Here is a 21,806-nt window from a genome sequence, read left to right as displayed (position 1 = left end):
GTTTGCGCTTAAAGCGGGGGTTTCTCTTAGGCAAAGCTCCCTTTAGCTTTCTCTTAGGCGGGGATTTCTCTTAGCAAAATTTTCTCTTAGCAAAACTCCCCATAAAGTGGAGTTTGATCTTAAAGCGTGGGTTTTTGGGGTTTCTTAATCCTTTTGGCAGGGCTTGATCTTTGGTAGGTTTTTAGCAAAGCTTGATCGGGGTTTACTCTGTGGTGTTTTCTTTGGTGTGATCTTTGTCTTACTTCTCCTTAATACTTCCTTTTGTGGCGGAGCTTTTTGGCAAAAAGGGCGTTTTTGCTTGGTTTGGCTGGATTTGTAGGAGATAGCGCTATTTTTTTAATAGCTGTACTTTTAGCGGTCTGGTACTTACTAAAGAGTGTAAAAAAGCATATTGTGAAGGTCAGGATAAAACTAGAGTTTATTTTTTAACTTAGGGCATGGTATGATCAGGGTTTTTAGAGGAAGGCCAGTAGTAGCTTATAAATTAAAGTAAGAAAGTTTTTGTCGTGGGTATTTGTATCTTTTGTGGGCAAAAGGCGGGGTTTTTAAGGCGTAAACATAAAGAGTGCCAAAGAGAGCACCTAGAGGGTCAAAAGGCTATTCAAGATGCGATCAAAGATAATTACATTAACCAAGCAACTAGTCCAGAGGATTTAGAAAATCTACAAGGGCGTATCCAGCAAATTGCCCAAGAAAGTTTTATTGATCAATCTTTGCAAAGAGATTTGCTTATTAAGGGGGTTGAGGCTGCTATCCACACAGCCCTTGAGGATGGGCTTTTAACTGAGCAAGAGGAAGAGAATATTTTTAAATTGAATACTTTCTTTCATCTCTTTCAAGAGGATTTAGACTCCAATGGCTACTATACCAAGCTCAAACAAGGTTCAATTTTAAGGCATGTCTGTGAGGGTGTGATGCCCACAGGAATTAATATTGTAGGCGATTCTCTACCCTTTGTGTTTATGAAAAATGAAAAATTGATTTGGGTAGAAAATGGGGTTCAGTATTTTGAGATGAAGACTACAAGCCGGTATGTGGGAGGATCTCAAGGCGTGAGTTTAAGAATTGCTAAGGGTGTGTACTACCGGGTTGGGGCATTTAAGGGGCATAAAATCCAAGAAGAACAGCTCTCCTATATAGATACTGGCTTACTAGCTATCACCACTAAGCACCTCTATTTTTGCGGCAAATCTAAGAGTTTAAGAATTCCCTTTGCTAAACTCATCTCTGTTACGCCCTACTCAGACGGGATTAGTGTCCATAAAGACGGTGTAAGAGCCAAACCACAAACCTTTATCAATGGCGATAGTTGGTTTCTTTATAATCTAATTAGTAATATCCATAACTTAGATTGATACTTTCTAAAATAGATACCCCAAAATTGGAGTACAAAACTTTTAATCTAGCGCCCTAATTTACTTAGCCAAAGTTAAAGCTGTTAGCAGATAGCACACTTAAGTAAAATTTAGTATAATGGCGCTAAAGCCTGGGCGATGCGTGTTTCTTAAAATGGCAAGTTCTTTTATCCATCTTTGTGAGGCTGTCAGTAGTGGTTTTGGTGTGATGGGCATCTGGTGTTTGCCCCCTAAAAAGATCCTCTTGGCCTCTTGTAGCTTCTTTGAACTACGCACACAAGTAACGGTCGTTTGGGTGATTAAAAATAGGGCGTAAATGAAGAAAAAAATTTTAATTATCGGGGGCGGAGCGCGCGAGTATGCTTTGGGACGCAAATTAAAAGAGGATACGCGCATAAGTGAGCTGTATTTTTGCCCGGGCAATGGTGGGACTCAAAGCATTGGCGAAAATATCCCTTTAGAAGAATATGCCCAAATTGTAGATTTTGCCCTGCAAAAGGGTGTTGATTTAGTCGTAATTGGACCTGAAGAACCTTTAGTGGGGGGTTTGGCTGACATGCTTAAAGAATCCGGTCTTGCTGTTTTTGGCCCCAGTAAAAAGGCTAGTATCCTAGAAGGCTCTAAGAGTTTTACCAAAAATCTAGCCACGCAATACCACATCCCAACAGCCCCTTACTGTATCGTGCGCGATCACACTTTAGCACAAGAACAGGTTGCAGCTTTAGGCTTTCCCTTAGTGGTTAAAGTTGATGGGCTTTCTGGGGGTAAGGGCGTGGTGGTGGTCCAGAGTGAAGAGGAATACAAACAAATATTGGGGCAACTCTTATTACAAGAAAAACACTCAAAAGTGTTAGTAGAACAATATTTAAAAGGTTTTGAACTCTCTATCTTTGCTTTGGTGCACCACCAAAACTATCTTCTTTTACCCCCCTGCCATGATTATAAAAAACTCACCCCAGAGGGGCCAAATACGGGTGGAATGGGGGCTTTTGCGCCCTCAAGTTTATGCGATGAGGTTTTAAAAAACAAGATTGCAAGCCAAATTATAGAACCGGCGTTAAAAGCAATGGTAGAGGCGGACACGCCTTTTATAGGGGTGCTTTATGCCGGGATTATGGTGGTTGAACAAGAGGGGCAATTAGAACCTTATTTGCTTGAGTTTAATGTCCGTTTAGGAGATCCTGAGTGTAGCGTGCTTTTGCCCTTGTTAAAAACGCCTCTACTAGATTTATTGGAGGCAACTTTAGAGGATCGTTTAGATACAATAGAATTAGAATTACACCCCCAGCATACACTAGGCGTTGTACTGGCTTCTAAAGATTACCCTTATAAAATTTCTGGGGGGCAAAATGTTTATATTGATCCTATGAATGAAAAAAATGCCCATTTGGATTTAGGCAAGATTATTCAAGAAAATGGGGTATTTTTGGTTTCTGGGGGGCGGGTGTGTGTGTGCGTGGGCTGGGGTAAATCGCTAAGTGAGGCTAAAAACCACGCTTATAACTTAGTTAAAAAGGTACAATTTGAAGGCATGCAGTTTCGCGAAGATATTGGATCGCTTTAGAGGCGCATGGAAGCCAAATTAGAAGAACGACTCTATAAAGAACATCTTGTGATGGCCCCCTTTTCGTGGCGTGTGGGGGCTTATGGGGTGGATTTAGTTTGGGTGAGCTTTCTAACTTGGGATTTACACCCCTATTTGCCTTTACACCCTATCTTTTTACGCTTTCTGTGTGTTTTCTTTGGTTTGCATATTCTTTATGAAAGTTTATTGATGGGTTTTTTGGGTAACAGTATTGGTAAGTTAGTTTTCCACTTGCGTATCTTAGATGTGAGTAGTTTAGATAAACCCCCATTTCTTGCGCGCATGAAGCGTTGTTTGTATAAAGAGGCGTTGCTATTTTTTCCTTTAGCTTATTGTTTTAAGGATAAATTTAGCCGTACTTTCCATGACCGGCATGCCAAAACTTTGGTTATTGTGTCTAAATGAGTGTTGTGGCGCGGTACTTTTATCATTTGTTTATTGCTAGGTGTACTTTTTAGTAAGCAGCAAGTGGCTGTGCAAAAATTTAACAAGAAAAACCATAAGATTTTTGAGTTATTAGCCGATCGCGTGGATTCTAAAAATAATATTGTAGTGGCCACTGGGCATGCTGTTTTACTCAATTATGATGTCTACATTCTAGCCGATCGCGTAATCTATGACACCCAAAAGAAAGAAGCCACGATAGATGGGCATGTTAAGGTTTATCGTGGAGAGGGGCTTTTAGTACAAGGTGAACATATCAAGATTAAATTAGATAAAAAATACGAACTCATCTTTCCCTTTTATGTACAAGATAGCGTTACAGGGATTTGGATCAGCGCTGATATTGCCCATGCCAAACAAAATAGATACAATATTAAAAACCTTACCACTTCAGGCTGTGATATTCAAAACCCTATTTGGCATGTCAACGCTTCCTCTGGCCATTATAATGTGGATAAATCCCACCTTTCTCTTTGGAATCCTAAAGTTTATCTAGGCCAAATCCCCATATTTTATTTTCCCTATGCCTTTGTTTCTACAAGTAATAAACGCTCTAGCGGACTACTCTATCCTGAATTTAGTGATTCAAACTTAGCCGGTTTTATCTATCTACAACCTATCTACATCGCCCCTAAAAATTCATGGGACATGACTTTTGTCCCCCAAATCCGTTCTAAACGCGGGTTAGGCATGAATTTTCAAGCCCGTTGGATTAATTCTCATCAAGATAAATTTTTATTTAACATGCGCTATTTTAGAAACTATAACGCCTACGCTAAAAAATATGATTTGCGTAATAAAAATATCTACGGGCTTGAAATGCTCAGTGCAAGCCGCCAGACTTTGCAAAAATATTTTGGACTCAAAAAGTCTTTAGATAATGCCTCTTATATAGATTTTCTTTATATGAATGACTTAGACTATGTGCGCTTTGAAAAGGTCAACAAACGCATCACAGACGCGACGCACATGTCGCGGGTAAATTACTATGTCCAGACTAATAACCATTTTTATGGCTTTTATCTCCGGTATTTTTTAAACCTCAACAAGATTAATAATAATGAAACCTTCCAATCCCTGCCTAATTTGCAATACCACAAATATTTAAACACCTTAGGCTGGAAACATCTCCTTTACTCTTTAGACTACCAGTTCCATAATGTGGTGCGGCCAGTGGGCTATGGTTATGTACAAAATACGATCAATGTGCCCTTAGGGTTGCAATTTTCTCTCTTTAAAAAATATCTCTCTGTAGGGCTATGGAATACGATTGATCTGAGTAACTTAGCCATTTCAAATCAAAAAACTAGCTACATTCCTGAGGTGGGCAACCAGTCTAGAGAATTTGGGAATTACTTTTCTAGTAGCTATGCTCTCTACCTTAATAGCGATCTAGCGCGCGAATACCATAAACTTTTACACACAATCCAGCTACAAGCCGTATTAAGTGGGGCCTACTACACCTTTGCAAATGGGCTATTTAACTCTGATATGTACACCCTTAGCGCTTTGGCTCAAAATAGCTACACTAATGATACCCTTACCCAATATGATTATCAAGGTCATCTTTATGATGCTGTGTGGAATCCCTCTTTACTCTTTAGCCCAAACCCTTCTAATAGCCAACTTTATTTAAATCTCACCCAATATCTTTATGGACTCAATGGGCAGGAATTGCTTTATTGGCGTATCAGTCAGGTACTTGACTTTGCTAACCCTACCTCTATTGCTCAGAGTCCTATGGAAAGTAAAATTGGCTTTTCCCCTCTAAGAGGTTTGGATATTTATGGCACAATTTTTTACTCTTGGTTTTATAACAGCCTAACTGAGGCCTCTATTAATGCAAACTACACCCATAAATTTTTAAGCGCCAATATTTCTTACTATTTAAGAAAGAATTTTAATGAAACTGCCCTTGATAAAATTTCTACTAACAATTCTAACTACATCAAAGCAGGCTTGAGTAATGATTTTAGATGGTTTTCTTTCATGACCTCTATAGGTTATGATATTGAAAATAATGTCGTACTCAATTGGAATATTGGGATTTTCAAAAAGATTCGCTGTTTTGGATTTGGCTTAGAGTTTGTCAACCAGCGCCGCCCTGTATTAACAAGTAACCCAAGCGATCCTTTAAGAGTTTATGAAAATAACTATGTCAAGTTTACCTTAGATTTTTCTCCAATCACTAAAACTAGTCTTACCTACCGTTCATTAAAGAGTAGATAACATGGGTAATTTGGTCGATTCTTTCATGTTTGCTAGCCCTGAGGATGCGCTTAACCAACTCATGAATGAAATCCTCATTCGGCATTTAGACACCAAAAATGCCGTTGTACTTGTTACCAGTACAAAAGGTTTAAAATTTGCCCATGCACTTTCTAAAAAACTAGGGACGGCTTTAGATTTTCTCTTCACAGCCCCTATTTATGCCCCCTTAAACCGCGAATGTGAGATCGCATTAGTGAGTGAAAACATGGGTATTCTTATGAATGAAAATTTGATTAACTCTTTTGAAATCACTTTAGACTATGTTTATGGCGAGGCTAAACGGGTTTATGAAGAAGAAATTCTCTCTAAAATCTATAAATACCGCAAAGGCAATACGATTTGGTCTTTAGAGAATAAAGATGTTTTCATTGTAGATTATGGCATTGAAACGGGCATGACGGCTAATCTTGCGATTCAAACTTGCATGGCTAAATCCACGAAAAATATTTATGTTCTCACCCCCATTTTGCCCAAAAATGTAGCCGATGCTCTCTCTTTGCTTTGCGATGGAGTGATTAGTGTGTATCGCCCTGAATATTTTGTCAGTGTGGAACACTACTACAAATCCTCTATTGATACTGAAGAACATGAAATTGGAGAAATTTTAAAAGCGTTATAAATTTAAATTGAAAGGATTTTATGCAAAACATTGAAATTAACGGACAGGAATTTAAAATTGATTATGTAGCTAAGACAGCAGATAGCGCTTTACTTTATCGCTATAAAGGCACAGTGATTTTAGCTAGCGTAGTGGTGGATAGACAACACACAGAAGCTGATTTTTTACCCCTAAGTGTGCAATATGCCCAAAGGGCTTATGCAGTTGGGCGTTTTCCAAGCAACTTTTTAAGACGAGAAGGAAAAATGGATTCCTTTGAAACCCTCACCTCCCGCCTTATTGATCGCAGTTTACGCCCTCTCTTCCCTAAAGCATACACCTACCCCACCCAGATCACTCTTTTAGTACTCAGTTATGATTACCAGAGCGATTTACAAGTTTGTGCACTCAATGCTGCTAGCAATGCGCTTTATTTAGCCAATATTGGCGTAGATACAACTATCCATGCCTTGCGTTTAAATGATACGGCTAAGTCTTTGGATTTATTAGTGGTGGGGAATGCGGAGGCTATTTTAATGATAGAAATGCAGGTAAAAGATTGCCAATATGCTTTAGAAGAATCCAAACTATTAGATTTAATTAGGCATGCCCACACAGAAATACAAGAGTATTGCGCGCACTATTACCACCACTTCACCCCCCATAGAAAACCAAAAAGTCTCTCTATTAAAGACCCCATTAAACCAAATACAGCCCTCATAGATTTACTCAATTCACGCTTTAAAACCCTTATTTTAGAAACCTCAAGCCTAATGGCTAGAAGCGAACGCAACGCCCAAGTACAAGATTTAATCCAAAAAATAGCCGAAGAACTCAACCTAGAAGGCCAACAAGTGAGTTTAGAAGAACTCAAATTAGCTTTACAAACATGTTTGTATGCCCATCTGCGATCAGAGATCATAGAAAAACAACAACGACCCGATGGCCGTACTCTCACACAAATCCGCCCCATTTATATAGAAACCAATCTTTTACCTGCCTGCCACTCTAGCGTGCTTTTTGAGCGCGGGCACACCCAAGCCCTAGTGGCTTGTACTTTAGGGAGTGAAAACGATGCCAAACAAGGGCTAGGCACTTATGAAAAAACACCCACTAAAGAGCGCTTTATGTTGCATTATAATTTCCCTCCCTTTTGTGTGGGTGAGGCCATGCCTATGGGTGCATTGAGCCGTCGCGAATTAGGGCATGGGCATTTGGCACAAAAGGCTTTAGAGAGCACATTACCAGAACAACACCCCGTGATTCGCCTTGTTTCTGAAATTTTAGAATCCAATGGTTCTAGTTCTATGGCGAGTGTATGCGCGGGTTCTTTGGCTTTAAAAGCAGCTGGGATTGATACACGCGATTTAGTAGCCGGTGTGGCAATGGGGCTTATGGTAGAGGGGGATAAGTATGCTATTTTAAGTGATATTAGCGCTTTAGAGGACATGCAAGGGGATATGGATTTTAAAATTGCCGGTACCCATCAAGGGGTTTTAGCGATGCAAATGGATACTAAGTTATCTGGCATTTGCTTAGAGTGGCTGGGTGAAATTTTAAAACAAGCCAAACAAGCCCGCACGGTGATTTTAGAGCGCATGCAAGAGATAGCACAGATCATGCCCATTAATACAAAAGCTATGCCTATCTCAGAGAGTTTTTATATCCCATCCTCTAAAATCAGCGCCCTTATAGGCACAGGTGGGAAGAATATTAAAGAAATTTTACAGCGCTTTGCTGTGCAAATTGATTTAGATAAACAAAGCGGGCAAGTGTGTGTACATGGCGCTCAAGAAGCGGTATTAAAAGCCAAAGATTTTATTTTAAAATCTCTAGAAATCCCCTCTTATGTAGCTGGAGAACAAGTGCAGGCATGGGTTAAAAAGGTGGTGGATTTTGGTGTATTTGTGCGTTTAAGTGGGGGTGGCCAAGCCCTGCTACACAAGAGTGATCTTAAAGATTTAGATTGGCAAAATTTAAAGCCAGATACCTCTTTAACCTGTCAGGTTTCTAAAATAGAGCAGGGCAAGGTACATGTCATTTTAACTTAAGCTTAATGGTGCTATAATTAAGACTTGTGAAAATTTTAACAATTGAGCGAGGTTGTTGAGTCCATGAAGTTTGTTGTGCTTTTCTTTTTAGGAGCGGTGGGGCTGGTCTTTGGAGCGGATATAAGCGGAACAGATATGATTAAATCCTATTCCGTTGTAGGCGCGGTAGTGGGCTTAGGAGTGGCAGCCTGCGGGGGTGCAATAGGGATGGGCAATGCAGCTGCTGCAGCCATTACGGGTACAGCGCGCAACCCAGGTGTTGGCGGTAAGTTACTCACTACGATGTTTATTGCTATGGCCATGATTGAAGCACAAGTGATTTATACCTTAGTGTTTGCTATCGTGGCTATTTATAGTAACCCTTTCTTGGCCTAAAAAAAGAGGAGGGGGCTCTTGCACTGGTGGTGGAACTGGTAGACACGCCATCTTGAGGGGGTGGTGGGGTAACCCGTGCGAGTTCAACTCTCGCCCAGTGCACCAGAAAACCGCTTAAAAAACTACGGGGGAAAACCGCAGGAGAAAACGGCTTTTTTAGAAAAGCCACAAAGAGAAAACCGCGATTTATGGGAAAAGGTTTTTCCATAGTCTTGCCAAACCCTAAAAAGACTAAGGGAAGATCAAAAACTACAGGAAAAACCGCAGGTTTTAAAGGTTTTTTTCAAATAACCCTTTCAAGTTTGAGGCGGTGTAGGCGAGAAAAAAGGTGTTAAAAGAGCCAAAATGGTGGAATTGGTAGACACGCTAGACTCAAAATCTGGTGGAGGCAACTCCGTGTCGGTTCGAGTCCGACTTTTGGTACCACACATTAAAGAAACAGCATGCAAAACTTAATCTGTCCTCATTGCCATAAATCCATTGATGCAAGCGACTTTTTAGCAGAGGAAAAAACTCATTTTGAGCAAGAAGTACAGGCCAAAAGGCAGGAATACAAACAAGCTTTTAAAAATTTAGAAGAGAAAAAAAAGGCTCTTGACAAGCAGGTACAAGAGGGCGTGGCTAGAGCCTTAGAAAAAGAACGGCAAGAACTATACGATTCTATTCGTATGAAAGTCAAACGCGAACAAGAAGAGGCTTTAGAACTTCTACAAAAAGAAAATACGGAAAAATCTAATCAATTAAAAAAGATGTACGCACTAGAAACTGAAAACGAAAAATTAAAACGAGATAAGGAGGAGATGCGCGCTGCAATAGAGGCACAAAGTGCCGCACAATTAAATACACAATTACAGCAACTAAAAGAGCGCCTCCAAGCTGATTATGAGATCAAACTCCAAGAAAAAGAGGAGCAGATTAACCAGCTTAAGCAGAGCGCACTAGAAATACAAAAGCGCGCTGAGAGTACTTCTCAACAACTCCAAGGTGAGGCGCAGGAGAGGGTTATTGAGGAGTATTTGCGCGTTCATTTCCCCCTAGATAGCATTGAGGATATTAAAAAGGGTCAAAGGGGTGCGGATTGCTTACACAAGGTTTATACAAGACAGGGGCTTTTTTGCGGGACTATTTGTTATGAGAGTAAGAATACAAAGAATTTTAATAAAGAGTGGGTTGCTAAACTCAAGGAGGATATGCAAGTAGAGGGAGCAGAGGTAGGGGTCTTGGTGAGTGCTATCTTGCCTAAGGAAATGGAGAGAATGGGTTTATTAGAGGGGGTTTATGTGTGTACTTTTGAGGAATTTAAGGGTTTAAGTGTGCTTTTGCGTGCCATGGTAGAACGGATAGCCTTAGTACAAAAAAGTCAAGAAGATAAAGCAGATAAAGCACACTCGCTTTATCATTACTTAACAAGCACAGAGTTTAATCTGCAAATACAAGGCATTGTAGAGAATTTTATGCAGATGCAAGAGGATTTGAGAAAAGAAAAACAGGCTATGCAAAAACATTGGGCTAAACAGGAGAAACGAATCGATCAGATTTTATCGCTTATCAGCCAGACTTATGGATCTTTAGAAGGCATTGCTGGCTTAAGCATGCCAGCTTTGCAGGCCTTAGAGTTTAAGCAATAGAAAATTCAAGGTTATTTTTAGTGATCTATTTTGCTAGATTGCCCCCATTTTTGTTCAATCTTTCCAAAATGCCAAATCCCATAAGAAATTGCCCAAACTAGCACAAACATACCCACCAAATAATAGCCAAGATGCCCAAAATCTAGGTTTTGTAAATACCCTAGTACTCCATGAAATTTCCAGTGCATTTTTTGGCTTAAAACTTGGAAGAGTTCTACACCCCCAATTACTAAGGCCACTAGTACACTTAAAGCCGTAATAGTGATATTGTAATAAATCTTGCGCAGGGGTGTTTTAAATGCCCAGTCATAAGCCTTAAGCATAAAAATCCCATCGCAAGTGTCTAATAAACTCATGCCAGCAGCAAAGCAAATAGGCAAGGCGAGCATGCCCATAATACTTGTTTTAAGTGCAGCCCCTGAAAGGGCTAAAAGCGCGATTTCACTAGCCGTATCAAAACCCAGACCAAATAAAAAGCCAATAGGATAAATATGCCAGCTTTTAGAGATAAAGACAAATAAGGGTTTAAAAAAGCGATTTATAAGTCCGCGTTCTTGTAGCAGGGCTTCTAAGGCTTCTTGATCATAATGGTTATTTTGTTGTTTAAATACTTTAAATAAATCCATTAAAATAAAGGCATTTAACAGACCCACAAGGATCAAAAAAAGGCCAGAAACCAAAGTTCCTATAATGCCCCCTACTTCTTTAAAAGCAGGCGCATGCCTTTCAAACCAGCCAATTGCAAAGGCACTAACTACAATACTTAAAATCACCACACTAGAATGCCCCATAGAAAAGTAAAAGCCCACACCCATAGCATTTTGTTTTTGCTGGGAAAGTTTGCGGATTGTATTATCAATACAGGCAATGTGATCGGCATCAAAGGCATGCCTAGAGCCAAGTAAATAAGCCGTTATTGCCAATGAATAAAAATGAGGCTCATTTGCCAAAATTAATAAACCCACTCCTAAGACATGCAAAAAAACAATCCCCAAAACATAGGGTAGCCACGAGTACACGCTTACAACCTTATTTTTTAAAATTTTGTAATATTTTAGCATATATGCCAAATAGATAGTGTGTAAAAATAGTGTTTTTATGGTGCAATGATTAACTACCTCACTGAATTTTAAACTTTCTTGACAAAGATATTATTAATATGCTAGCCAAATAGAGACTCTGTCTTTTGGGATTTTAAAATTTTATCCAATGTGGTAGAATTAGGCCTGTCGTTTGTTTTATATCAATAACTTTTTATTTACCCGGGGATAGTCAATGAGTAAAAAAGGAATGAATAAAGACACTATAAATGTTATAGTAGCTGTACTTGAAAAAGTCAAAACATCTTTGACTCCTTGGGAGATTTGTAGTCAGTATAAAGAACTCAAATCAGCTTGGGAAGGAGACGAGTCGAAAAAACACCTTGTTACCCCAGAATTAGTAAAAAGATTTACTGAAAGGCGAAATAGTGTTCGAGGTTCTGTTGTAGGCGCGCTTAAAAAGGATCACAATGAAGAATTACCTTTTAAAAAATTTAAAGATAAACCCCTCACTATCGCTTTAAAAGAGTGGGGTATAAACAAGGAGATCACGCAGACTTTTACAAAAAATCCTACTAAGAGTGCCACTAAAACCACGACACCATTTAAAAGTTACAATGAGAGAGACTTACACCCGCTTTTAGCATATTTTGCCCACGACAAGTTAGATTTATCTATAAAAACTATCAATCACACTACAACAAAAGGTAAGGAAAAGGGTAAACACGAATGGCTTCATCCAGATATGGTGGGTGTAAAGTTTAGTTATGACAAACTTGGTAATAAGGTTTTGCAGGAATTTGTAGTCCACTTTGATAAAGTACCTTTTACATTGATCTCTTTTGAGCTTAAAAAAGAAATCAAAAATTTGAGTGATTGCCGTGAATACTACTTTCAAGCCATTAGCAATAGTTCATGGGCACATGAGGGTTATTTGGTAGTAGGAAAGATAGATGATAATCAAAGTAAAATCATGGAATTACTCACACGATTAAACACCAGTTTCGGGATAGGGGTAATCTTTCTTAATCTAACGAATATAGAGGATAGCAAAGTACTTTTAAAAGCTAAAACCAAAGATGGGTTAGATCAAACTATGCTTTCTGAACTATGTAACAACAAGGATTTTGAAGAACTTGTGAGGATTATTAACTCCCACCACAAAACAAGGGGGACCAGTAACATAGAAATTAAAGGTTTTGACGAAGTGATGAATAAGGAAAAACTAAAGCAGTATATGAAAGAAAAAGGTATGCTCAGCCCACACCCTAAATATCTTGAATCTAAAAGTTTTTAAAATCCCTGTTTTTTGATGCACTTGTGCACAATATCCAACAAGCGCCAGCAAAAGTGAATATTTTTAGGTGGACGATATATTTTTAAGCGCGCGCCCTATTTAATTTCTAATATTAGCGGTTTATATGAGTTTTAATTATTTTGAGCACAGCAGATAACACAAACCCTCTAAAAGCTCTAAAGTTCTTTGGGGCTGGATATTTAAACAGAGGCGTAAAAGGGGGGTTGCTGTGGTTGGGGGACGGATAGCCGCGCATAAAAATCCATGTTGAATCAGGCGATCTTGAATCTCTAATAAAGCGGTAGAATTTGTAAAGGGCAGGGTAAAAATATTGCTCTGTGTGTGCCAATTAAAGCGATCTAAACAGGCGCGCATTTGTTTTAAAATTTCTTGGTAGTGTTTTGTGTTGCTATAAAGATATTTGAGATTAACAAGGCTTAAGGCGGTATCAAGCAAAGAGGGGCTTGTGGTGTAAAGAATGCTTTTTGCGCGGTTACATAAAAAGTCAATCACCTCCATAGACCCTGCTATAAATCCCCCATAACTGCCATAAGCCTTAGAAAAAGCCCCTAATAAAATCATTTTTTCTGTAGGTTTATACTTATAGTGATCTAAAAGCCCTAATAAATGCTCCCCTATACTACCTAAACTATGCGCTTCATCTAAAATCAAATACGCCTTATAGTTTTCTGCAATTTCTAAAATTTCTAAAGGCGCGATCTCTCCACTCATAGAATACACCCCCTCTATGGCGATGAAAAGCTGGCCTTTATTGTGGCAAATTTTTAGTTTGGCTTCTAAATCTTGCGGGCTATTGTGTTCAAAAAAAAGGGTATTGGGGGATTTTTTAGCTAAAAATTGTCCGCTAGCATGGTAGTGTGCATCCATTAAAAGCCAATCATTTTTACGCACCAAAGCATCTATAAGGGCAAGGTTGCCTAAAAAAGCACTCCCCACTAACACACAACTTTCAAACCCTAAAAGATCACAAAGGTAATTTTCTAATTCTTGGTGCAAGGGATAATAACCATTAACAAGCATAGAAGCTTTGGGGGCGTGGGAGGGTAGATTTGATAAAATGTTAAAAGCTTCTTGTAATAAACCTTTGTGCGATCCTAAAGCTAAATAATCATTGGAGGCAAAGTCTGCAAGCCCCGGTGGGTAGATCCGGCGCTTGCGGTGCAAACAAGCGCGGTTTAAAGCCTTGAGAGCAGAGAAGAACAACTTAGGTATTTGAAGGGTTGGTTTCTGATATGCTGGCGATCTTTTTTTGTAACTCCTCTGATTTTTCTTGGCTTATTCTATCAATGGCATTATGCACCTCTTTAGAGCTTCTCTCAACAGCGCTAACAGCCTTTTCAATTGTCTCAGAACTGACTTTGCTGCGATCTTTAAGTTGCTCAACAAGGGCGTTGGCGCTGTCGTGTACTTCTTTGTGGCATGCCTCCATGCTACGATAACTAGGCATGTGAGAAAAATGTTTCTTTCCATCGCCTTCGTAATACCATTTGCCTAAACGGCAGTTATGATTATCTACTATCTTAAAGTGATTAGGAATATCAAAAATCACGCCATAGAGATTACCTTTATAGACTACATGATCGGTTTTAGCCAAACAACAAAAGGCTAAGTTATTGAGATTTTCAATGGAATAGTTGGCTGTATCGGCTGCTACTAAAGAGCCTTGTAGAAGAGATCGCATGTTATTGACATCATCTTTAATGACCTCAGCAATGCTATTGGTTTCATGTGTGTTAGTCTGGATATCGCTAGCCTCTTGTTGCATGGATTTAACCACCACAGCAATTTCTTTTGTGGCCTTTTGGGTTTTTTCAGCAAGTTTACGCACTTCATCAGCCACCACCGCAAACCCTCTGCCGTGTTCACCCGCGCGTGCGGCTTCAATGGCGGCATTAAGGGCTAATAAATTAGTTTGCTCGGCAATATCATCAATAAGAGAAATCACCTGAGTGATCTCGCTACTGCGCTGACTAAGCGAATCAGCAAGAGAAGTGGCACTTTGCATTTTTTCATGTAAACTAGTGATGTTTTCATTGGCCTTATCCACTTTTTCAATGGTGTTTTTGGAGTTTTCTACACCCGTAGCTGCTGCACGGAAGAGATCATCTGTGTTTTTAAAGATATTTTGCATGGTGGCTTGTAGTTCTTCAAGCCCCTCGCGCATGCTGGTGTGGTAGAGGTTAAAGGTTTGGTTTTTACCACATTCAATGAGCAGATCAGAGGTTTGCATTACAGAGTGATAAAGCGTCCCGTCAATGTTTTGGCTTTTGGTTTTATACAGGCGGTTATTAAGGCTAAAGTCCGCATTAGAACTAGAGAGATCGCTAGCCTTGCTATCAATCCCTTCCATGTTGACAATCTCCCCCGTTTTAAACACGATCTTGTGATCTCTAACCCCAATAAAGCCCATATGGCTACATAAATCCACAAGCTGTCTATAAAAATCTAACTTTTTTTGTAAAGACTTGATCTCTGCGTCTTTATCCTCTAATTGCTTAGTTGAACCCTTGCCAAAAAACATGCCAAACCCCTTGAAGCAAGATTAAATATCCATTATACACTACAAATTCTTAGCATTATATAGGCACATGGCGGATTTAAGATAAAATGTTATAATCTTTTGTTTAGTCTGTTATCAATAGGGCATGGGGTATTATTCTTGAAAGCAAGGGGATTATTATATGCAGCGATTGGAAACTTTAGAGTCTATTTTAGAGCGTTTGCGTATCTCTATTAGGAAAAATGGTTTAAAAAACTCCAAGCAAAGAGAGGAAGTGGTGAGCGTGCTTTATAAGAGTGGGACTCATTTAAGCCCAGAGGAGATCACCCAAAGTATCCGCCTCAATGATAAAAATACGAGCATTTCCTCCGTTTATCGTATCCTAAATTTTTTAGAGAAAGAAAACTTTATTTATACTTTAGAGACGAATAAAAATGGGCGGCGCTATGAAATTGCAGCCAAAGAACACCACGATCACATCATTTGTTTGCATTGTGGAGAAATTATTGAATTTGTGGATTTAGAAATTGAAGAGCGCCAAATCCAAGTAGCAAAAGAGCATAAGGCTAAACTTGTCAGCCATGACATGAAACTTTTTGTGGTGTGTGCTAAGTGTTTGGCTCAAGGGGCGGATGGATAATCTTGTACATCTCCTAAAGTAAGCGGATGGCCGTAATCTAAATCTTTAGCGGCTTTTTTACCTAGAATTTGTGGGAGATATTTAGGGGCTAGGCCTGTGTTGGGGCGCAGGGCTTTAATGTTTTCTTTGGTAAAAATCGCGCCTTTTTTAAGCGCTTTGATCACAAAAAGGGAGCGGGCAAACTGACGCCCCTCTTGTAAAATATGCGGGTTTAAAGTGGGGTTAGAATTACCTAGGGCAAGAGCAGTATCGTGCACGGCCTCAATCAGTTGGCTAAATTCTTCTGTATCCATACTAAAGGCGCGATCGGGAGTGTCTAAACTTTTATCTAGCATAAAATGTTTTTCAATCACGCGCGCGCCTAGAGTAGTGGCAATAATAGCGCTAAGATTTCCTAGTGTGTGATCACTTAAACCATAATTAACCCCGTATATTTCTTGTAGTTTTGGCATGGAAAGCAAATTGGCCTCTTTTAATGGAGCAGGGTAGGCGCTGGTGCATTTTAAAAGAGTAATAGCGCTATTATTTGCCTTATTGCAGGCTTCTAGGGCGTCTAAAATTTCTTCGTGTGTGGCAATCCCTGTAGAGATAATGATAGGTTTTTGCGTACTAGCGGTGTGATAAATTAACTCTAAATCGGTGATCTCAAAACTAGCAATTTTATACAAAGGACACTCTAAACTTTCTAAAAGCTCTAAACCATTTAGACTAAAAACAGAACTAAAGAGAAGTAAATCTAAACTTTTGGCTAATTCAAAGAGGGGGGCATGCCACTCTAAGGGCATGGCCGCCTGTTTGTAGAGTTCATAGAGGTTTTGTTGATTCCAAAGCGTGCCTTGTATACGCGTAGGGGTTTTAAGCGCCATGCAATCTGGGGTATAAGTTTGGAGCTTAACAGCGCCTGCACCGATATTTTTAAGGGTGATTAAAGATTTTTGGGCAATTTCTAGGGAATTGGCATGGTTAGAGCTTAATTCAGCAACGATTAAAGGGATCATAATAGCCTTTTTTAAAAAGTTTAGAGGGGCGAGAGTTTAGAAAATAGCCACACATCGTGGTAACTTCTTTGGCGGTAAATAAAATCCCTGAAAAGCCCTCCCTTGCGGTAAGCATGGCGGGTATAAAAGGTGATGGCTTGTTTATTGGTTGCTAAAACTTCTAGGTGGATAGAATGCAGGCGCATCTTAAAAAAGGCGATAAATTCTAAAGCATCTAAAATTTGCCCGCCCACATGCTCTAAATCTGGGTTTTTATAAATCCCTAAAAAAGCATGGCGATGCGTGGGGTGGATTCGGCTTAACGATCCCACTCCAAGCAATAAATCCCCTTGTTTAAAGAGGTAATAAGCGCTGTTATTGCTCTGCTTGAGTTGTTCTATAAAGTGCAAATGAGAGGCAAGGGTGATTTCTTCTGTATACATCCACGCCGTTGTTTTAGGGTGGTTTCTAAAGGCTAAAATTTGCAAACGCTCGTCTTCACTTGTGTGGATAAAATGGCAGGCAAGCAGAGGGGGGTATTTTTTAAAAGGATTGGAAGGGATTTCAAAACTTTTAAGCAGTAATTCTTGGCAAAAGGTAGATGAATCTAACATGTTAAAATCTCTTGCATGGTTTTATGTAATTTATGCCCTATTTTTAACTTTTCTTGAGCTTTTTGCATGTGTTCTCTACTACGCAGTGGACTTAAAATTTGCACAGACTCTAATAACCCTTCTAAACTGCTAGCATGGCATGATCCTTGCGCGTTGAGTGCTTGTACTTGGGGCTGTTGGTTAGAAGCAATGGGGATAGCAATAATGGGGATTTTACTTAAAATAGCTTCATAAAGCATGCCCCCCCCTGCTAGTAAAGCTAAATCACTCTCTTGCATTAAAAAGGCAATGTCTTTAAAGCAAGCATTGGCATAGTAGCGGTATTTAGGGCTTTGTGGATAGTTAACTTGTAGGGCTTGAATGATATTAAGAGGGGCGATTATGTGTATCTCTAAGGGAATTTTTTGGAGTGAGTTTAGGGCTTTTTGATAAAAGGGCAAAGCTAAATCACTGCCTCCAAAGCAAAGAAAGAGTTTAGAAAGGGTGGGTTTAAGCGCTTTACTTTTGGAGATAAAGAGCGGATCAATGGGTAAAAAATCAATGCCTAGAAAATAACGCGGGTTTTGTTGTGCTGTTTTTGTATAGCGGGTGTGGGCTTGATACCCCGGGTTGATCACAAAGACATGGGGGGGGTATGTTTGTGGCATATCCTCAAACACCACAAGCTTAGAAGAGATCGTTTTATAAAAAGATGGGGGCGCTAAATAGCTATCTACAATAACCACCTTAGCATGGCTAGCCTTGTGCCAATCTAGGGGTAGATTAGTAGAGTGTGAGGCAAATAGGGTTGTTTGTGCCCCCATTGTTTCTAAAAGGGCTTTGAGTTTTTGCATGCGTTTTAAATGCCCTAGTCCACTTTGAGGCGTGGCATCACAAAAAATATTAATTTGCATGGGTCTTTAAAAAGGTGTATTTGAGAGTGGCTAATTCTAAGTCTTCGGGCGTATTAATATCTTGCACATAAAGATGAGGCAAAATGAGCGGGATAGAGTGGGGGGCTAAAATAGGCTCTAGATTACTAAAATGTAAAGCCTGTCCTAAATAGAATAAGCCTACATCGTAATAAAGGGGGGGCAAATCTTGGGAGCGTTTTGGCATGTTTTCTACAAAAAGCGGGGTGGGGTTGTTTTCTTGGATACTAAAAGAGCGATAAGGAGAGGCACTATAAACACTACAAGCAAAGGCGTACTTTTTATGGGGGTTGTTTTTTAACATCTCAAGGGCTTTTTTAATGTAAGTAGCCCGCAGAAAAACACTAGTACCATAGAGTACACAAACCATAGTTCTTTCTTGAATAGATAGGGTTTTAATGGCATGGGCAACCACTTCTAAAGTGGGTGTGAAATCTCCTGCTAGATTTTTAGGGCGCAAAAATGGTACAGATGCGCCATGTGCTTTAGCAATTTGTGCAATCTCTTTGCTATCAGTAGACACCACAACCTGCGCAAAAAGCTTAGATTCTAACACCGCTTGGATTACATGCGAAATTAAAGGCTTGCCTAAAAAAGGCGTGATATTTTTTAAAGGAATGCGCTTGCTCCCCCCCCGAGCTAAGATTAAGGCAATGATCTGTTGCATTAAAAGGGAAAGCTTGAATCCATCACATCGCTAGCTAATTTCTTTTTATTACTCGCGCTCAAGCTCCCGATGTGGGTGTAGGCGATTTTAGCATCGGCGATGTATTTAGATTCAATCGTGTTATTACGGCTAATATCAAAGGGGCGTACAACACCGCTAATTTTAATGATTTGTTTCTCTCCATCTACTAAAATCTCGCGGCTGCCATAAATGAAATAATTACCATTTTCTAAGACTTTGACAATTCTAGCAGTGATTGTGAGTTTCATATCCTCGCTTTTCTTTTGCGAACCCCCACCCTTAAAAGTGTTATTGGTGGTGGACTGGGTGAGGTTATAATTGCTTTGATCGTCTAAAAACTGGGCTTGGTTTCTTTTATTAGGATTAGTGCCATTATAGGTAAGTCTAGGGGCTGTGGAGTTGCCATTGGAGGTGTTGGTGTAATTTTTAGAGGCGCTGTAATTAGCACTAGCATTTTCATTGATCATCACAGTAACCAAATCATTAGGTTTCATAGCCCGTCTATCGGCAAATAAGGGGCGTTCTCCTTGCCCAAATAAACTACCGGGTTTGGCAATTTGGGGGATAAATTCTTTAGAGGGCATGTCCTCTACATAGCCGGGCGGATCAAATTTAATCCCGGGTTCTACACTTAGAGCCATAGAAAGAGAAAGCGCATGGATTAACAACCATTTGGGGGAAATGAATTGGATAAGCACAACCATCCTTTCTAAAAAAAATTTGGCACATTTTGTATCCAAATTATACTATAATGGCGCTTTATTTAGACGCATTAAGATTTAGGGAGAAATATGCGAAGTAAGGATTTAGGGTGGTTTTTTACAATGATCTTAGGAACGGGGTTTTTATACGCACAGCCTAGCGATCAATTCAGAAGACACACTTCTTGGAAAGATGGTTTATTTATCGGTGCAAATTACCAGACAGGTACCGTAACTATTTTAACAACCAATGCCACAGCTACAAGTGTTTTTCAGCCGGGGCGTAATGACATGAATGTTGGGGCTAATGGGCTAGGGTTTAATATCGGGTATACGGGCTATTTCCGCGATGATCAGATGTTTGGGATGCGCTATTATGCCTTTTTGGATTGGAATGGGTATGGAGCGCGCTATAAACGCAGCCCTTATGGAGGGGGGGCTTACTATGGGAGCAACAATATGCTTGCCTATGGGGCAGCGGCGGATTTTTTTTATAACTTCTTTCAGGGGGCATTTTATCGCGATGACATTTCTTTAGATTTGGGTTTTTATGTCGGTGTGGCTATTGCGGGAAATTCTTGGCTTATGGGTGTGAATGGGCAAAATGCTATGGGTTTGCCCGCAGATGCTAAACCTAGTGTGAGCGCTTTCCAGTTTCTATTTGATGTAGGGATTCGCGCCTTAGTAGTAGGTGCACATGGCATCGATCTTGGATTTAAAATCCCCACAATCAACCACACTTATTACAGCGATAGCCACTATAGCATCACCTTCCGCCGTACTTTTGCTTTCTACATAGGGTATAGCTATCATTTTTAAGGGTGTTGGCACTCCGCCCACATCTTTTTAAAATAACTTTGGGCTTTTTGGATAATAGCCGGGTTGTCATCTCTCATTAAGAGTTCGTAATTATTCTCAAAAGCGTTTTTACTCCAATTAGCCGAACCTAAAAAGATTGTGTTGTTATCAATGAGGGCTAGTTTTTGGTGCATGATGCCTTTATAATCATGCTTGCCACGCCTAAACTTACGCGCTTCTCTGCCACTAAGCATACAAGTATTAATCCCACGATACTTAGAAAGATAGCCCATTGCCGAATATTCGCTATGGATGTTAGAACTGCGATCAAAGATAATATTAATGCGCACGCCGCGGCTAGCCGCATCTTTTAAGGCCTTGCTAATCTCTCTATGGGTAAAGCTATAAATGGCAATATTGATATTACTCTTAGCCGCATTAATCCCGCTAATCAAACTTTTAAGCGCCTCATTTTGTTCATAAGGGAGCATGTATAGCGTAGAATCAGCCTGCAGATTAAGGCCAAAAGCGAGTAAACCTGAAAATAGACAAGACGCTTTAAAGAGGCGCATATAACATCCTTAATGGTTAAAGTAAAAAAAGGCGAAGTTGTATTATAATCCACAGCTTAGCTAGCCTAGCTTAAGGAGAGTCCTTGAAAATTCTGTTAGTCAATCAAAATAAGATGGTGGGTAAGCTTTTTGAAAACATCGCTAAAAAGTTAAACCTAGAGCTAGTGGCTGTAGATCGTGTAAGGGACGCTATTTCATTACTACAAGAAGATAATGCGTATTTCTTTTTTGCAGATGATACAGCTGTAGGTGGCGAGGAATATGCACAAATCAAACCCTACTTAGAAAATGTACATTTTAAAGCACTCTTGCATAGAAAGGGTGTGGAGGAGTGTGAGGGATTTACCCATTGTATCCAAAAGCCTTTTTTGCCCACAGATGTACTTTATATTTTACAAAGAGTTATGGACACCTCTCCTAGTGATCAAGCCCCTAAGCAAGCCCCAAGTCCCCAAGTAGAACAAACACAGCATGCGGATACAAATTTTTTAGAGGATATTGATTCAAGTTTAGATCAACTAAAAGGGTTGTTAGATGTCCCCGGAGAACATGAGGCCTCTTCAAGCACTCCTGAGCAACAAGCAGAAAATGGCGAACATAAAGAAGAACATAAAGAAGAACATAAAGAAGAACATAAAGAAGAACATAAAGAAGAACATAAAGAAGAACATAAAGAAGAACATAAAGAAGAACATAAAGAAGAACATAAAGAAGAACATAAAGAAGAACATAAAGAAGAA

Annotated in this window: 21 protein-coding genes, 2 tRNA genes and 2 pseudogenes; 15 read left to right on the top strand and 10 right to left on the bottom strand. The window is 39.7% G+C overall.

The window, feature by feature from the left end; all coding sequences use genetic code 11:
* Positions 1 to 506: 506 nt before the first annotated feature.
* The 11 genes from G6Q06_RS01565 (at position 507) to G6Q06_RS01520 (ending at position 10,307) form a co-directional block, all read left to right on the top strand.
* On the top strand, positions 507 to 1,355 hold the full coding sequence (locus tag G6Q06_RS01565; RefSeq protein ID WP_163565514.1) for a hypothetical protein: 849 nt from the start codon (positions 507 to 509) through the stop codon (positions 1,353 to 1,355).
* Positions 1,356 to 1,671: 316 nt separating this feature from the next.
* A complete protein-coding gene (gene purD / locus G6Q06_RS01560; protein ID WP_163533626.1) occupies positions 1,672 to 2,919 on the top strand; it encodes a phosphoribosylamine--glycine ligase in 1,248 nt (415 codons plus the stop codon).
* Between the two features lie 6 nt (positions 2,920 to 2,925).
* Positions 2,926 to 3,345 (top strand): RDD family protein, encoded by a 420-nt coding sequence (locus G6Q06_RS01555; protein ID WP_163565513.1) that lies wholly within the window; start codon positions 2,926 to 2,928, stop codon positions 3,343 to 3,345.
* A complete protein-coding gene (locus G6Q06_RS01550) occupies positions 3,346 to 5,613 on the top strand; it encodes an LPS-assembly protein LptD (RefSeq protein WP_163565512.1) in 2,268 nt (755 codons plus the stop codon).
* Between the two features lies 1 nt (position 5,614).
* Positions 5,615 to 6,274 carry a phosphoribosyltransferase gene (locus G6Q06_RS01545; protein ID WP_163533629.1) on the top strand — a complete coding sequence of 220 codons (660 nt, stop codon included), beginning with the start codon at positions 5,615 to 5,617 and terminating at the stop codon, positions 6,272 to 6,274.
* A 20-nt stretch (positions 6,275 to 6,294) separates the two neighbouring features.
* Complete coding sequence (locus G6Q06_RS01540; RefSeq protein WP_163565511.1) at positions 6,295 to 8,304, top strand: polyribonucleotide nucleotidyltransferase; 2,010 nt, start codon at positions 6,295 to 6,297, stop codon at positions 8,302 to 8,304.
* A gap of 63 nt (positions 8,305 to 8,367) precedes the next feature.
* Complete coding sequence (locus G6Q06_RS01535; protein ID WP_034375811.1) at positions 8,368 to 8,679, top strand: F0F1 ATP synthase subunit C; 312 nt, start codon at positions 8,368 to 8,370, stop codon at positions 8,677 to 8,679.
* Positions 8,680 to 8,699: 20 nt separating this feature from the next.
* Positions 8,700 to 8,784: transfer RNA gene (locus G6Q06_RS01530), tRNA-Leu, on the top strand.
* Positions 8,755 to 8,889, top strand: a complete 135-nt coding sequence (locus G6Q06_RS08695; RefSeq protein WP_275896938.1) for a hypothetical protein — start codon at positions 8,755 to 8,757, stop codon at positions 8,887 to 8,889. Before G6Q06_RS01530 ends, G6Q06_RS08695 begins: the two co-directional genes overlap by 30 nt.
* 129 nt (positions 8,890 to 9,018) lie before the next feature.
* Positions 9,019 to 9,105: transfer RNA gene (locus tag G6Q06_RS01525), tRNA-Leu, on the top strand.
* A 17-nt stretch (positions 9,106 to 9,122) separates the two neighbouring features.
* On the top strand, positions 9,123 to 10,307 hold the full coding sequence (locus G6Q06_RS01520) for a DUF2130 domain-containing protein (protein WP_163533631.1): 1,185 nt from the start codon (positions 9,123 to 9,125) through the stop codon (positions 10,305 to 10,307).
* Between the two features lie 17 nt (positions 10,308 to 10,324).
* Here G6Q06_RS01520 and G6Q06_RS01515 read toward each other — a convergent pair whose 3' ends face one another.
* On the bottom strand, positions 10,325 to 11,368 hold the full coding sequence (locus G6Q06_RS01515) for a HoxN/HupN/NixA family nickel/cobalt transporter (RefSeq protein WP_430734572.1): 1,044 nt from the start codon (positions 11,366 to 11,368) through the stop codon (positions 10,325 to 10,327).
* A gap of 214 nt (positions 11,369 to 11,582) precedes the next feature.
* Between G6Q06_RS01515 and G6Q06_RS01510 the strand changes: the two genes are divergently transcribed.
* Positions 11,583 to 12,644 carry an HrgA protein gene (locus G6Q06_RS01510; protein WP_163565509.1) on the top strand — a complete coding sequence of 354 codons (1,062 nt, stop codon included), beginning with the start codon at positions 11,583 to 11,585 and terminating at the stop codon, positions 12,642 to 12,644.
* A 135-nt stretch (positions 12,645 to 12,779) separates the two neighbouring features.
* On the opposite strand, the gene G6Q06_RS01505 is transcribed toward G6Q06_RS01510, so the two are convergent.
* The 3 genes and pseudogenes from G6Q06_RS01505 to G6Q06_RS08820 all read right to left on the bottom strand — a co-directional run.
* Positions 12,780 to 13,868, bottom strand: coding sequence for an aminotransferase class I/II-fold pyridoxal phosphate-dependent enzyme (locus G6Q06_RS01505; RefSeq protein WP_163565508.1), 1,089 nt, complete (start codon positions 13,866 to 13,868; stop codon positions 12,780 to 12,782).
* Between the two features lies 1 nt (position 13,869).
* The gene (locus G6Q06_RS08825) at positions 13,870 to 14,346 is read right to left on the bottom strand and encodes a CZB domain-containing protein (RefSeq protein ID WP_240328728.1); all 477 of its coding nucleotides are present in this window, start codon (positions 14,344 to 14,346) and stop codon (positions 13,870 to 13,872) included.
* Between the two features lie 12 nt (positions 14,347 to 14,358).
* Positions 14,359 to 14,670: pseudogene (locus tag G6Q06_RS08820) on the bottom strand (methyl-accepting chemotaxis protein); the annotation flags it as partial.
* 676 nt (positions 14,671 to 15,346) lie between these two features.
* Here G6Q06_RS08820 and G6Q06_RS01495 point away from each other — a divergent pair.
* A complete protein-coding gene (locus G6Q06_RS01495) occupies positions 15,347 to 15,805 on the top strand; it encodes a transcriptional repressor (RefSeq protein WP_163564717.1) in 459 nt (152 codons plus the stop codon).
* Here G6Q06_RS01495 and pseI read toward each other — a convergent pair.
* Genes pseI through flgH form a run of 5 tightly spaced genes read right to left on the bottom strand, consistent with a single transcriptional unit; the run spans position 15,787 to position 19,699 of the window.
* Positions 15,787 to 16,803 carry a pseudaminic acid synthase gene (gene pseI / locus G6Q06_RS01490; RefSeq protein WP_163565507.1) on the bottom strand — a complete coding sequence of 339 codons (1,017 nt, stop codon included), beginning with the start codon at positions 16,801 to 16,803 and terminating at the stop codon, positions 15,787 to 15,789. The two genes, G6Q06_RS01495 and pseI, sit on opposite strands and share 19 nt — an antisense overlap.
* Before the next feature lie 20 nt (positions 16,804 to 16,823).
* Positions 16,824 to 17,396 carry a UDP-4-amino-4,6-dideoxy-N-acetyl-beta-L-altrosamine N-acetyltransferase gene (gene pseH, locus G6Q06_RS01485; RefSeq protein ID WP_163534375.1) on the bottom strand — a complete coding sequence of 191 codons (573 nt, stop codon included), beginning with the start codon at positions 17,394 to 17,396 and terminating at the stop codon, positions 16,824 to 16,826.
* Positions 17,390 to 18,289 (bottom strand): hypothetical protein, encoded by a 900-nt coding sequence (locus G6Q06_RS01480; RefSeq protein WP_163565506.1) that lies wholly within the window; start codon positions 18,287 to 18,289, stop codon positions 17,390 to 17,392. The genes pseH and G6Q06_RS01480 overlap by 7 nt, the downstream gene beginning before the upstream one ends.
* Positions 18,279 to 18,974, bottom strand: a complete 696-nt coding sequence (gene pseF, locus G6Q06_RS01475; RefSeq protein WP_163565505.1) for a pseudaminic acid cytidylyltransferase — start codon at positions 18,972 to 18,974, stop codon at positions 18,279 to 18,281. Before pseF ends, G6Q06_RS01480 begins: the two co-directional genes overlap by 11 nt.
* Positions 18,974 to 19,699, bottom strand: coding sequence for a flagellar basal body L-ring protein FlgH (gene flgH / locus G6Q06_RS01470; protein ID WP_205435757.1), 726 nt, complete (start codon positions 19,697 to 19,699; stop codon positions 18,974 to 18,976). The genes pseF and flgH overlap by 1 nt, the downstream gene beginning before the upstream one ends.
* An 87-nt stretch (positions 19,700 to 19,786) precedes the next feature.
* Between flgH and G6Q06_RS01465 the strand changes: the two genes are divergently transcribed.
* Positions 19,787 to 20,515, top strand: a complete 729-nt coding sequence (locus G6Q06_RS01465; protein ID WP_163565503.1) for an outer membrane protein — start codon at positions 19,787 to 19,789, stop codon at positions 20,513 to 20,515.
* On the opposite strand, the gene G6Q06_RS01460 is transcribed toward G6Q06_RS01465, so the two are convergent.
* The gene (locus G6Q06_RS01460; RefSeq protein ID WP_205435748.1) at positions 20,512 to 21,066 is read right to left on the bottom strand and encodes a phospholipase D-like domain-containing protein; all 555 of its coding nucleotides are present in this window, start codon (positions 21,064 to 21,066) and stop codon (positions 20,512 to 20,514) included. The two genes, G6Q06_RS01465 and G6Q06_RS01460, sit on opposite strands and share 4 nt — an antisense overlap.
* Positions 21,067 to 21,149: 83 nt before the next feature.
* Between G6Q06_RS01460 and G6Q06_RS01455 the strand changes: the two are divergent.
* Positions 21,150 to 21,806, top strand: a pseudogene (locus tag G6Q06_RS01455) (hypothetical protein); the annotation flags it as partial.

The organism is Helicobacter suis, assembly GCF_902196135.1.
GTDB classification, from domain to species: Bacteria; Campylobacterota; Campylobacteria; order Campylobacterales; family Helicobacteraceae; genus Helicobacter; species Helicobacter suis_A.
Note: the sequence above shows the minus strand (reverse complement) of the source record. Positions and strands in the feature narration are given on the sequence as shown.